Source organism: Kitasatospora griseola, assembly GCF_014648555.1.
In the GTDB taxonomy this organism is placed as follows: domain Bacteria; phylum Actinomycetota; class Actinomycetes; order Streptomycetales; family Streptomycetaceae; genus Kitasatospora; species Kitasatospora griseola.
The window spans coordinates 27060-38978 of the sequence record NZ_BMRI01000020.1 but is presented as its reverse complement, the minus strand read 5'-3'; the positions used below and the strand labels follow the sequence as shown (position 1 = coordinate 38978).

Here is an 11919-nt window from a genome sequence, read left to right as displayed (position 1 = left end):
CCGGGTGTACGTGATCGACGGGAAGCCGTACGCGGTGCTGCGGCGCACCCCGGAGGCCGGGTCGCCGGTGGCGAACGCGAGCCGCGGCGGGTCGATGGAGTTCTGCGAGATCCCGGCCGAACTCGCCGACGCCACCGCCTACTTCGCGAAGAAGCTGCCGATCCCGTTCTTCTGCGTGGACTTCCTGCACGACGGCGAGCGGTTCTGGTTCTCCGAGTTGGAGCCGGACGGGGTGATCGCCCCGGACTTCGACGACCCGGACCGCTCGGTCCAACGGGACGTCACCCGGGCCCGGTTCGCGGCCTACCGCGACGCGCACGCGGCCTTCCTCACGAACGGGGGCGCTGCCCGATGAGCTTCTCACTGACCGAGGCGCAGGCCGCCGACGGCCTGGCGGTGGCCCGGCACACCCTGGAACTGCTGCGCACCGTCCCGGAGTTCGGCGACCGGTACGCGGACGTCGCCGCGCCCGGCACGCTCGCGGAGCTGGCGGCGTTGCCGCCGCTGGCCAAGGACGACCTGAACACGGCTCTCGCCCACCTGGAGCCGTCCGCCGCGCAGGGCGCCACCTGGCTGTTCCAGAGCGGCGGTTCGACGGGCGCGCCGAAGGTCGGGTACGCGCCGACCGGGTTCTACATGGCGAAGGTGTTCGAGCACTGGCAGCCGCTGGACCGCGACGACGTCTTCGTCAACGCCTGGGGTGCGGGCCGGATGTGGGGCGCGCACTTCCTCGCGGCGGGCCTGGCCGACCTGTGCGGCTGCCGGGTGATCGCGCTGGGTTCGGTGACCCGCGAGGAGTACCCGGAGTGGCTGGCGTTCCTCGCCGACCGGAAGGTCACCGCGATCGGCGGCACCCCGAGCGTGCTGCGGCTGTGGTTCGCCCACGCCCGCGCGGCCGGGATCGAACTCCCGTCGCTGCGCAAGGTGTTGTGGCTGGGCGAGGCCTGGCAGCCGCAGCTGGAGGAGGACTTGGCGGTCGTCGCGCCGAAGGCCCGCCGGCACGGCATGTTCGGCTCCACCGAGACCTGGGTGGTCGGCTCCAACACCCCCGACTGCCCGGCCGACACCTTCCACCCGTTCCCGCACCAGCTGGTGCACGTCGGCGACGACGGCCTGCTCGACTTCACCTCCCTCGACCCGGCGATGCTCAACCCGGTGCTGCGTTACCGCACCGGCGACGCGGGCGAGTTGACGTCCTGCCCGTGCGGAAGGACCGGACCGGCGATGCGGGTGCTGGGCCGCCGCGACAACGTGGTGCAGGTCCGCGGCCTCGGTCTGCACGTGGACGAGCTGCTCGCCCGGGTGGAACGCGAACCCGGCGTCACCCGCGCCCAGGTGGTGATCACCGAGCAGGGCGGCCGGGCCCAGCAGGTGGACGTCCTGGTGCTCGGCGCCCTCCCCGACCCGGCGGCGCTGCGCCGTGAACTGCTGTCCGCCACCTTCACGTTGAGCACCGCCTTCGTGCACGATCCGGAGCACGTCCGGGTCCGGGTGGTGGACGCCCTGATCGGCAACGACCGCACCGGCAAGACCGCCGGCTTCGTCGTCCGGGAGGCGTCGTGAGACTCCGCGCGCCCGAGCGCCTCGGCCGGGGCTTCAACCTGTTCTGGTTCGGCAAGTCGATCTCGAACGTCGGCGACCGGGTGACGGTGTTCGTCGTCCCCACCCTGATGATCTTCGTACTGCACGCCTCCGCTTTCCAGGTCGGCATCGTCGCCATGGCCCAGTACCTGGGCATTCCCCTGCTCGGGCCGATCGCCGGCGTGCTGGTGGACCGCTGGGACAAGCGGATCACGCTGCTGGTCTGCGACCTGGTTCGGCTGCTGGCCGTCGGCATCATCCCGCTCGCGTACTGGCTGGACTTCCTCTCCACGCCGCTGCTGTTCTGCTGCGTCGCGGCGGTCTCCGGCGCGACCATCTTCTTCAACGTCGGCTACCTGGTGGCGGTGCCCGCCGTCGTCGAGCAGCAGCACCTGGTGCGCGCCTACTCGCGGCTGGAGGGCAGCGGCTCGGTCGCCGAAGTGGCGGGACCGTCCATCGCCGCCGCCCTGTACAGCGCCCTCGGCGCCGCCTCGCTGCTGGTCGACGCCGCCAGCTACCTGGTCTCCGCGGCCTGCTTCCGCTGGATGCGCCCCTGGGGCGAACGCACCGTCGCCCAGGGCTCGGTGTGGCAGCGCCTCACCCTCGGCTTCCGCCTGAACTGGCAGGACCCGGTGCTGCGCCGGGTGGTGCTGGCCGCCGTGACCCTCAACTCGGGCGGCCCGGTGTTCGTCACCGTGCTGCCGGTGTTCGCCTACCGCGGCCTCCACGTCACCGTCGGCGTGTTCGGCGCCGCGATGTCCGCGGGCGCGGTCGGCGCGCTGCTCGGCGCGCTGGTCGCCCCGAAGATCAGCGGCCGCCTGGGCATCGGCCGGACCATGGCCTGGTCGCTGCTGCTGCACTGCCTGGTCGGCCTGGGCGTGCTGGCCGCGCCCGCGCTGCCCGCCGGGCCGGTCATCGCCGTCACCATGGGCTGCTACGGCTTCTTCATGTCCTGCATCAACGTGTGCTCCGCGCCCGCCCGGCAGTCCCGGATGTCCGCCCAGCACCAGGGCGTCATGCACGCCGCGTTCCGCACCGCCACCTGGGGCGTCATCCCGCTCGCCGCCCTGGCCGGCGGCCTCTCCGTCTCCCTGCTCACCGGCCCGCTCGGCGTCCTGGACGCGGCCCGCTGGACGATGGTCGGCGGCACCCTGCTGGCCGCCTGCTCCTTCCTGCCGGCCCTCGCCGTCCAGTCCCGGATGGACGCCGGCCTGCCGAAGGCCGCCGACAGCGTCACCGAACTCGCGGAGACCGCCTCATGACGGATCGCCAGGTCGTCCTCGTCACCGGCTGCTCGTCCGGCATCGGCCTGGCCACCGCCGCCGCCGCGAGCCGGGCCGGCTGGACGGTGATCGCCACCGTCCGTTCGCCCGACCGCGCCGATGCACTGCGGGCCGCCGCGCCCGACGCCGTCGTCCGTCGGCTGGACGTCACCGACGAGGAGTCCGTCACCGCCTGCTTCGCCGACCTCGCCCGGCTCGACGCGGTGGTCAACAACGCCGGGATCTCCAACTTCGACCCGACGCTGGAGATGTCCACCTCGACGGCGCTGCGCGCCAACCTGGAGGTCAACTTCTTCGGCACGGTGGCCGTTTCACGCGCCGCGATGCCGCTGCTGCGCGCCTCCGGGGGCCGGCTGCTCACCATCGGCAGCGTGCACGGCGTGATCGGCCAGCCCTTCAACGAGGCCTACTGCGCGGCCAAGTTCGCCGTCGAGGGCTTCATGGAGGCACTCGCCCCCGTCGCCGCCGCGCACGGCGTCCACGTCTCGATGGTGGTGCCCGGCTACGTGCCCGACACCCGCTTCGGCCACTTTCCGGATGTCAACCGCCGTACCGTGCAGGCCGCTTCGGGCCCGTACGCGGACACCTTCGCCGCGTACGTCGACCGGCTCGGACAGAGCTGGGCGAACGCCGGGCAGCCCGCCGCGGAGGTCGCCGACGCGGTGGTGCGGGCGCTCGCCGAGGACCGGCCGCCGTTCCGGATCCCCACCAACGCGTGGGCCGCGGCCTACCTCGACGCCAAACTCGCCGACCGCGACGGCCGCACCGTCCAGCGCCTCGCCCACGACTGGATCGGCCTCACCCCCACTCCGTGACCTTGGAGCAACCGCCATGCCCGCCAAGCCGCTTCAGTCCCTCGTCGACCACGCCCGGCGCAACTCCCCGTTCTACGCCGATCTCTACCGCGACGTGCCCGCCACCGTCACCTCGCTCACCGACCTGCCCGTCATCGACCAGATCGCGTTCTGGGCCGCCAACTCCTGGCCCGACAATCGGCTTCTGACCGGCCCGCTCACCGACGCCTGCGTCTACAAGTCCGGCGGCACCACCGGCAAGCCCAAGTTCTCCCCCTGGACGCGCGAGGAACACGTCGACTCCGTCGCCGCGTTCGGCGCCGGCCTGGTCAACGCCGGCCTCAGGCCCGGCCAGAAGGTCGCCAACCTGTTCCGCGCCGGCGAGTTCTACAGCGGCTTCCTCTTCATCGAGTACGCCCTGCAGCACGCCCCGATCGACAACGTCCGCCTGCCGATCGCCACCGCACCCGACGAGTACGTCGCCGACGTCATCCACGGCTTCGGCGCGGACGTCCTGGCCGGCGAGCCCATGAAGCTCTCCGCCGTCGCCGAGACCCTGCTCAAGCAGGACCGGCCCGCCCCGCAGGTCGAACTGATCCTCTTCGGCGGCGACATCCTCTTCAACGACCTTCGCCCGCTGCTCCGTTCGGCCTTCCCGAACGCCGCCCTCTCCTCCATCGGCTACGCCTCCGTCGACGCCGGCCTGGTCGCCGGCCCCGTCCCCGCCGGCGACGACCTCCGTGTCCACGAGGCCTTCCCGAACCGCACCGTCGTCGAGATCGTCGACGACGCCACCGGCGAGCCCATCACCGAACCCGGCGTCCCCGGCCGCGTCGTCGTCACCAACCTCTTCCGCACCCTGGTCCCGATCCTCCGCTACCCCGCCGGCGACCGCGCCGAATGGGTCGACCCCGAATGCCGCCGCTTCCGCCTCCTCGGCCGCTCCACCGAAGGCGCCCGGGTCGGCATCGTCTCCATGCCCACCGAGCAGGTCCGCGACGTCCTCCTCGCCCACGACCCCGACCACCACATCACCGGCATGCAACTCGTCCAACGCCGCTGGGCGGGCCGCGACGGCCTCGTCATCCGCCTCGGCCACACCACCCCGCCCCCGCCCGCCCTCACCGGAACCCTCCTCCGCGCCGTCCTCGACGCCCGCCCCACCTACGAGGACGAAGCCGCCATCGGCGCCATCCACCCCCTGCAGATCGAGTGGGTCCCCCGCTCCGAACTCACCACCAACCCCCGCACCGGCAAACTCCAACAGGTCATCGACGAACGCCCCGCACACTGACCCGCGGCGGATGCCGACGAGGCCGGGCCCCACCCCCGTCGTTCGAGGGTGGGGCCCGGCCTTTTCACTGCCGATGAACCGTCAGGCGTTGGGGCCGGTCAGGGCGAAGCCGGGGTCGGCCGTGGTGCCGGTGCGCGAACCGGTCCAGGTCTGGAAAGTGCCCTGCGGGGTGATGCCCCAGAGCGCGGGTGCGCCGTTGCCGGTCAGGTCGCCGTCGGATCCGAGGCGGGGCCAGGCCGCGGCGGTGATGCCCGTGGCGACGGTCTTGGTGGTGGCTATGCCGGTGGCGACGCGGTAGCTGATGGTGATGCCGTCCTCGTCGGTGCTGCTGATGACGGTGACGGCGAAGGTGGCGGCGGTGAGTTCACCGGTGGCGCGGTCGCGGGCCCACAGGCCGGGCCGGCCCTGCCCGGCCCAGTCTCCGGGGCTGATCAGGTCGCGGTCCTTCCAGCCGGTCGCTGCGAGCCGCACCGGGTTGCCGAACAGGTTGTCACTGATCGCGGGGTAGTACCAGAGCGCGGCGTCACCGCTCGGGTTGGTCTCGGTGGTGACCAGGCCGGTGCGGCGCTTCTGCGTGTTGGCCGGGCCGAGGTCGGTGGACGTCGGGTCGCCGATCGCGGCGATCTGCAGGGTGCCCGACCAACTGGCTTGGTATCCGGTGCAGTCCGGGTTCTCGGCCGTCACCACGCAGGCGGGCTTGGCCAGCCCGCTCCGCACGTCGAACACGCCCTTGACGCCGGTGTTGCCGGGGTTCCGGTACACCCAGAGCCACGAATCGCCGTCCTTGTGGACGATCAGGTCGTCGACGTCCGGGCCGTTGCGGAGGCTGCCGCGGTGCGTCGTACGGTAGCCGGCCCAGGAATCGCCGTTCGGGGACTGCGCCATGGCGGCGCCGACGGTGCTCTGCTGACCGCCGGCAGCCGCAGTGGTGTAGACCCGCAGGTCGCCGGACGGGCCGGCCGTGACCACGTCGGGCATGCGATCGCCGTTGACGTCGCCGAACACCGGGGCCGCCCCGTTCGGGTTCGAGGGGACGAAGAAGCTGTACTGACCCACCGGCGAGACGTTCCCGGCATTGTCCTCGGCCTGCACGTACAGCACGTTGGTGCCCCAGTGGCCCGGCGTGACGGAGATCGCGCCCGTGGGCATCGCGCTGCCGCACTTCCAGCCGTCGCCGACCGCGAACTGCGGGTCGAAGCTCCACCGCAGGCAGGCGACGCCGGAGCTGTTCAGGCCGCTCGGATCGGGGTCGGCGACGGTGAACGGAACGTTTCCGCTCTGTCCGACCCGCAACGTGGTGACCTGCCCGTTGCCGGACGGCGGGAACTGGGTGCTCGGGTCGGCGACCGTGTCCGGGAAGGACAGGACGGGCGCCGTGAGGTCGACCTTGAAGTGGCAGGCGGACGTCGGGCCGCTGGTGTCCGCACCGTCGTCGGCCACCGCGCTCCAGCCGTAGGCGTGCCCGTCCTGCAACACCCCGCCGGGAACCCACCACGTGGCCACGGCGCCACTGGCGACCAGGTCGGACGAGCCGGTGGCGACTTCTGGCTCACCGGACTGGCTGTGGTCCCGGAGGTGGGTCCACATCCTGGCCTGCGCCTGAGCGGGGCTGGAGACGGTCGCGGTCAGCGCGACGGCCTGGCTCTGCTCGCTGCCCGCACCGAGCCAGGACCACGCGGCGGAATCGTCATTGCCACAGGACTGGTTCTCCTGCGCCGGGTCCACCGTCCTGGGCACCGGATACGCGCCCGGATTCACCGGCACATCGAGCACCTGGCCCAAAACCGGCCCGGCCCCGTCCGCGGCAAAGGCCGCAGGAACGACCGGCCCCACCGCAAGGGCGAGCGCTCCGACGAGAACTCCGAGGCGTGACGGGGCAGCGCCCCGACGACGTACGGTCACAGTGTTCACTCCTGGTCCGAGAAGCCATCAACACACGTGCGCGTAGAGAGTGGCACCACCGAGTGACATTCGCACGCGAATTGATCGGAACGCCGCCCACTTGCCGCCATTTGAACGGCCGTTGACCCGGACAGTGCACGCCCCGACAGCCGCTTCGGCTACTCGGCGAGCGGGTCGCGCCGCGCCGCCCGCGCTTCCGGCCCGGCGGCCAACTGCGTGCCGACGTGCCAGGCGTGGCGGGCCACCGCGAGGAGGAAGCGGGTGCGGGTGGTGCGGACGGCGTGCAGGGCGGGGCCGTGGTCGATGGCGACGAAGAGGGCGCCGGCGGAGGTGAGGAGCAGCCAGATCAGGTTCATGAACGGGCGGGCGGCGGCCGGGAGTTCGGCGAAGGATCGCTGAAGGCGCAGGACGTGGAACGGGATGTGGCGTCGTTCGTCGCGCAGGATCCGGTCGGTGACCTCGCGGGTCAGTGGGTCGGCGAAGCCGTCGCGCACGCTGCGGTAGTACTCGACGGCGACCAGCTCGGCGACCATGAGGACCATCAACTCGGTGCGGAGGCCCAGCAGTCGGCGCACCCGGACGAAGATCTTGTCGCTCCAGTGGCCGTTCAGGAGCGGGTGACCGGCGGCGTCCAGCAGCTCGGCCAGCAGGCGCGCGTGGTTGCGTTCCTCGTCGATGAACAGTCGGACCGCCGCCGAGTAGGCGGCGTCCCCGGCCCGGTCGGCCTTGGCCCGCAGGTTCGCGCCGTCGCCGTTCTCGCCGACCTGGAACTTCTGCAGGCTTCGCGCGATCTCCGCGGACATCCCGGCGCCCCGGCTCCAGTCGGGGTCCGCCGTCCGCGCCCGCCGCGTCTTCTCGGCTTCGAACTCCGCGACCCAGCTGGTGAATTCGCTTTCGGACATGGCTCCGCCCTCACGCTGGTACTGGTGCTGCGCCCGTCTGCGGGCACGCCGGAATGAACGCCGCAGTTCGGCAGCGCACGATCAGTACGCTACCGCAGTCTTGAACGTGTTCAAATATGCTGGGCGTCGGGCGGTCAGCGGGAGGTGGTCACCAGGCCCGCCTCGTAGGCGAGGATCACCAGGTGGACGCGGTCGCGGGCGTCGAGCTTGGAGAGGAGGCGGGTGACGTAGGTCTTGACGGTGGTGACGCTGAGGTGGAGGTGGTCGGCGATCTCGGTGTTGGAGAGGCCGCTGGCGATCAGGGTGAGGACTTCCTGTTCGCGTTCGGTGATGGCGGCCAGGGTGCGGGGCGGCGCCGAACTGCCGGGCGTGGGGCGGGAGGTGAGGTCGGCGATCAGGCGGCGGGTGACGCGGGGGGCGAGCAGGGCGTCCCCGGCGGCGACCACGCGGATGGCGGCGAGGATCTCTTCGAGGCCCATGTCCTTGACCAGGAAGCCGGATGCGCCGGCGCGCAGCGCGCCGTAGACGTACTCGTCGTCGTCGAAGGTGGTGAGGACGAGGACGTGGGCCGAACAGGGGCCCGAGGTGATGAGGCGGGTGGCCTCGATACCGTCCGTGCCGGGCATGCGGATGTCCATGACGATGACGTCCGGCGTCAACTCCGCAGCCAGGGCGACGGCTTCGTCGCCGTCGCCGGCCTCGCCGACAATCTCCAGGTCGGGGGCGTCCTTGACCACCATGGAGAGGGCGGCGCGGATGAGGGGCTGGTCGTCGACGAGGAGGATGCGGACGGTCATCGGGCACCTGCCGGGACGGGGAGGGTCGCGGCGACGCGGAAGCCGCCGGTGGGACGGGGGCCGGCAGTGAAGGAGCCGTGCAGGAGGGCGACGCGTTCTCTCATGCCGAGGAGGCCGAAGCCCGCGCCGCCGGGTTGGGTGGCGCGCAGGCCGCCGCCGTCGAGGACTTCGATGGACACGGAGTCCTCCTCGCGGGAGATGGTCACTTGGCAGGAACGGGCGCCGGCGTGGCGGACCACGTTGGCGACCGACTCCTGGACGACCCGGTACGCGGCGAGGTCCAACTCCGGTGGCAGGCCCCACCGTTCACCGCGCCAGCACAGGTCGACGGCGACACCCGCGGCGGTGGTGGAGGCGGCGAGGCGGTCGAGATCGGCGAGGCCGGGGGTGGGGGTGAGCGGCGGCTGCCCGGAGGGGTCGTCCTCGGCGGCGCGCAGGGCGACCAGCATGCGGCGCAGGCCGGAGAGGGTCTCCCGGCTGGCGGTCTCGACCTGGCCGAGGGCGTCGCGGGCGGCCTCCGGCTGGGTGGTGAGGACCAGCCGGGCCGCGCCGGCCTGGAGGGCGACGATGCCGATGCTGTGGGCGACCATGTCGTGCAACTCGCGGGCGATCCGCAGGCGTTCACCGGCGACGGCGCGGGCCGCGGCATTGGAACTCAGTTCTGCCGCGTGCCGGCGGGACTCCCCCGCGGAGTTGCCGAGCAGCACGGCGACGGCGGCGGTCAGCAGGACGGCGAGCGCGGTGGAGGTGCCGATGATGAAGCCCACCAGCACCCGTCCGATCGGGTAGCCGAGCAGGACCAGGGCGGCCAGGCCGGAGGCGAGCACCACCTTGCGGCGGGGCAGGGTCGCCGCGATGTACCAGAGCGCCACGTCCGGCCCCAGCACCAGCGGGACGTCGATCGCGGTGGAGTGCATCGCCCACGCGCCGAACACCGTGCCTGCCAGCAGCAGCCCGAGGGCGGTCAGCGGCGTGCGGCGCAGCAGCGCGCAGCCGGCGAGCGAGGCCACCGCGCTGAGGGCGAGCCAGACCTGGTTGCCGTCGGCCAGCAGCACGCCGCGGTAGAAGTTGTCCGGCGACTCGCCCGGCAGCCGGACCAGCACCACGAAGGAGTACACCAGGCCCGCCGCCCAGGCGATCGCCGCCCAGCCGCCGGGCGTCACACGTCTGAGCAGGGAGGGCGAGTTCACGGGCATGGGGTGATCGTAGTCAGCCGCGCCCGAACGAGGCGTCGGACCAGGGACGTACAACCCGGGAAGACACCGGCCGCGGGCAGTGTCGGCGGCAGGCCGACGCGGGACGACAGGCCGTCACGGAACGCTGGTTGTCGTGATCGAAGTCAACGAACTCACCAAGCGCTACGGCCGCACCGTCGCCGTCGACGGCCTGACCTTCACCGTCAAACCCGGCTGCGTCACCGGGTTCCTCGGCCCGAACGGGGCCGGCAAGAGCACCACGCTCCGCATGATCATCGGGCTGAACGAGCCGACCAGTGGCAGCGTCACCGTCCAGGGCCACCGCTTCCGCGACCATCCGCGCGGCCTGCGGCACGTCGGCGCACTGCTGGACGCCTCCGACGTGCACGGCGGCCGCAGTGCGGTCGCCCATCTCGGGGTGCTGGCCAGGACCAATGCGATTCCGCTGCGGCGGGTGGACGAGGTGCTGGCGGAGGTCGGGCTGGCGGGGGCGGCCCGGCGGCGGATCGGCGGCTACTCGCTGGGCATGAAGCAGCGGCTGGGGATCGCCGCCGCGCTGCTCGGCGACCCGCCGGTGCTGCTGTTCGACGAGCCGTTGAACGGGCTCGACCCGGAGGGGGTGCGCTGGGTGCGCGGCCTGTTCCGGCGGTTGGCGGCCGAGGGACGGACGGTGTTCGTCTCCAGCCACCTGATGAGCGAAATGGAGCACACCGCCGACCACTTGGTGGTGGTCGGCCGCGGCCGGCTGATCGCCGACGAGCCGCTGGCCTCGTTCGCCGCCCGCGGCCGGGGCAGCAGCGTCACCGTCCGCACGCCGGACGCGGACGCGCTGGCCGGCGTGCTGACCGCCGCCGGGGCGCAGGTGCGGCCGGACGGCGAGGAGCGGCTGGTGGTGACCGGTCTGGACGCCGACGCGATCGGCGAGCTGGCGCACCGGCACGGTCATCGGCTGCGCGAACTGGCCACCAGCGCCGCCTCGTTGGAAACGGCGTTCATGGAACTCACCGCCGACAGCGTCGAATACCTCGCAGGAGAATCCCGATGACCGCGCTCACCTCCCTCCCCCCGCCCGCGCCGCTCACGGTCGACGAGCCACGCGCCCGGTTCCGCGACCTGCTGCTGGGCGAATGGTTCAAGCTCGTGTCGCTGCGGTCGATCCGCTGGGGGCTGATCCTGGGCATGCTCGGGCTGGTCTTCCTCAACGCCAACGCGGCGATCGCCGACGTGAACGACTGGGACCACTTCCTGCCCGCACAGCGGGAGTTCTTCGTGCCCGCCGGGTCGCTGGCGGCCTCGTTCACCAACAACGCCTGTATCGCCACCCTGTTGATCACGGGCAGCCTGGGCGCGGTGTCACTGGTCAGCGAGTACTCGACGGGGCAGATCCGGACCACCTTCGCAGCGGTGCCGGCCCGGCGGGCGCTGCTCTCCGCGAAGATCATCGTGCTCACGACGGTGATGACCGTCTTCGGCCTGGTGGCGACCGGGACGTCCTTCTTCGTCTCGCAGGCGATCCTCTCCGGCAAGCACGCCGGCATCTCGATCACCGAACCGGGCATCTGGCGCGCCCTGTTGGCCGCGGCCCTGCTGCCGCCGGTCTGCGCACTGACCGGCCTCGGCCTCGCGGCGCTGATCCGGCACAGTGCGGCGACCATCGTCGGCACCACCACCGTGCTGCTGCTGATCCCCAACTTCCTGAGTGAGAACCACCATTGGTCGGCCTGCCTGTTCCACGCGACGCCGTTCCGCGCCTGGCAGGTCCTGCACGACCTGGTCGGCGCCCCGGTCAACCCGCACATCCCGTTCCCGGCCGAACCGGCCGGCGAGTGGGTGGTCTACCTCGCCTGGGCGCTGGGCGGCATCGTCGTCACCCTGTTCTTCGGCACCCGCCGCGACGTCTGAGCCGCACGGCCCGAGCCCTCAGTCGAGCGCCGCGGCGTGTTCCCTAACGAGGGCGTCCAGGGTGCGCAGGTGCGGCACGTCGCGGAGGGCGACGGGCCGCACCGGGCCGTCGGTCAGCTCCAGAAGGACCCGACGGGCGGTGATGCGCAGCGCGCGGACCCGCGACCACGGGTGAGGGGCGCCGTCGAGCGCCAGGCCCTCGGGGGTGACGGCGAACGGGCCGAACTCCAGCCGCTCCCCCGCCGCGAGGAGGGCGCGGGCCGCCGGT

The 11919-nt window shown here is 72.3% G+C and carries 12 protein-coding genes; 7 read left to right on the top strand and 5 right to left on the bottom strand.

Annotated elements, in window-relative coordinates; all coding sequences use genetic code 11:
• The 5 genes from IEZ12_RS23630 to IEZ12_RS23610 form a co-directional block, all read left to right on the top strand.
• Positions 1–355: ATP-grasp domain-containing protein (locus tag IEZ12_RS23630; RefSeq protein ID WP_189274451.1), on the top strand; the 355-nt coding region annotated here is incomplete at its 5' end.
• Positions 352–1563, top strand: a complete 1212-nt coding sequence (locus tag IEZ12_RS23625) for a phenylacetate--CoA ligase family protein (protein ID WP_189274449.1) — start codon at positions 352–354, stop codon at positions 1561–1563. The genes IEZ12_RS23630 and IEZ12_RS23625, both read left to right, overlap by 4 nt.
• The gene (locus IEZ12_RS23620; protein WP_189274447.1) at positions 1560–2843 is read left to right on the top strand and encodes an MFS transporter; all 1284 of its coding nucleotides are present in this window, start codon (positions 1560–1562) and stop codon (positions 2841–2843) included. The genes IEZ12_RS23625 and IEZ12_RS23620 overlap by 4 nt, the downstream gene beginning before the upstream one ends.
• Positions 2840–3679: an SDR family NAD(P)-dependent oxidoreductase gene (locus tag IEZ12_RS23615; RefSeq protein WP_189274444.1), complete on the top strand. Its 840-nt coding sequence runs from the start codon at positions 2840–2842 to the stop codon at positions 3677–3679. Before IEZ12_RS23620 ends, IEZ12_RS23615 begins: the two co-directional genes overlap by 4 nt.
• A gap of 16 nt (positions 3680–3695) precedes the next feature.
• Positions 3696–4952 (top strand): phenylacetate--CoA ligase family protein, encoded by a 1257-nt coding sequence (locus IEZ12_RS23610; RefSeq protein WP_189274443.1) that lies wholly within the window; start codon positions 3696–3698, stop codon positions 4950–4952.
• Between the two features lie 81 nt (positions 4953–5033).
• Here IEZ12_RS23610 and IEZ12_RS23605 read toward each other — a convergent pair whose 3' ends face one another.
• The 4 genes from IEZ12_RS23605 to IEZ12_RS23590 all read right to left on the bottom strand — a co-directional run bounded on the left by IEZ12_RS23605 (position 5034) and on the right by IEZ12_RS23590 (position 9749).
• Complete coding sequence (locus tag IEZ12_RS23605) at positions 5034–6716, bottom strand: hypothetical protein (RefSeq protein WP_189274441.1); 1683 nt, start codon at positions 6714–6716, stop codon at positions 5034–5036.
• A gap of 296 nt (positions 6717–7012) precedes the next feature.
• Positions 7013–7756, bottom strand: a complete 744-nt coding sequence (locus IEZ12_RS23600) for a ferritin-like domain-containing protein (RefSeq protein ID WP_189274439.1) — start codon at positions 7754–7756, stop codon at positions 7013–7015.
• Between the two features lie 134 nt (positions 7757–7890).
• The gene (locus IEZ12_RS23595) at positions 7891–8553 is read right to left on the bottom strand and encodes a response regulator (protein ID WP_189274437.1); all 663 of its coding nucleotides are present in this window, start codon (positions 8551–8553) and stop codon (positions 7891–7893) included.
• Entirely contained in the window at positions 8550–9749 is a 1200-nt protein-coding gene (locus tag IEZ12_RS23590; protein ID WP_189274435.1) for a sensor histidine kinase, read from the bottom strand. The genes IEZ12_RS23595 and IEZ12_RS23590 overlap by 4 nt, the downstream gene beginning before the upstream one ends.
• 133 nt (positions 9750–9882) lie before the next feature.
• Between IEZ12_RS23590 and IEZ12_RS23585 the strand changes: the two genes are divergently transcribed.
• Complete coding sequence (locus tag IEZ12_RS23585; RefSeq protein WP_189274433.1) at positions 9883–10794, top strand: ABC transporter ATP-binding protein; 912 nt, start codon at positions 9883–9885, stop codon at positions 10792–10794.
• On the top strand, positions 10791–11651 hold the full coding sequence (locus IEZ12_RS23580) for an ABC transporter permease (protein ID WP_189274431.1): 861 nt from the start codon (positions 10791–10793) through the stop codon (positions 11649–11651). The genes IEZ12_RS23585 and IEZ12_RS23580 overlap by 4 nt, the downstream gene beginning before the upstream one ends.
• 18 nt (positions 11652–11669) lie before the next feature.
• On the opposite strand, the gene IEZ12_RS23575 is transcribed toward IEZ12_RS23580, so the two are convergent.
• Positions 11670–11919: hypothetical protein (locus tag IEZ12_RS23575; protein WP_189274429.1), on the bottom strand; the 250-nt coding region annotated here is incomplete at its 5' end.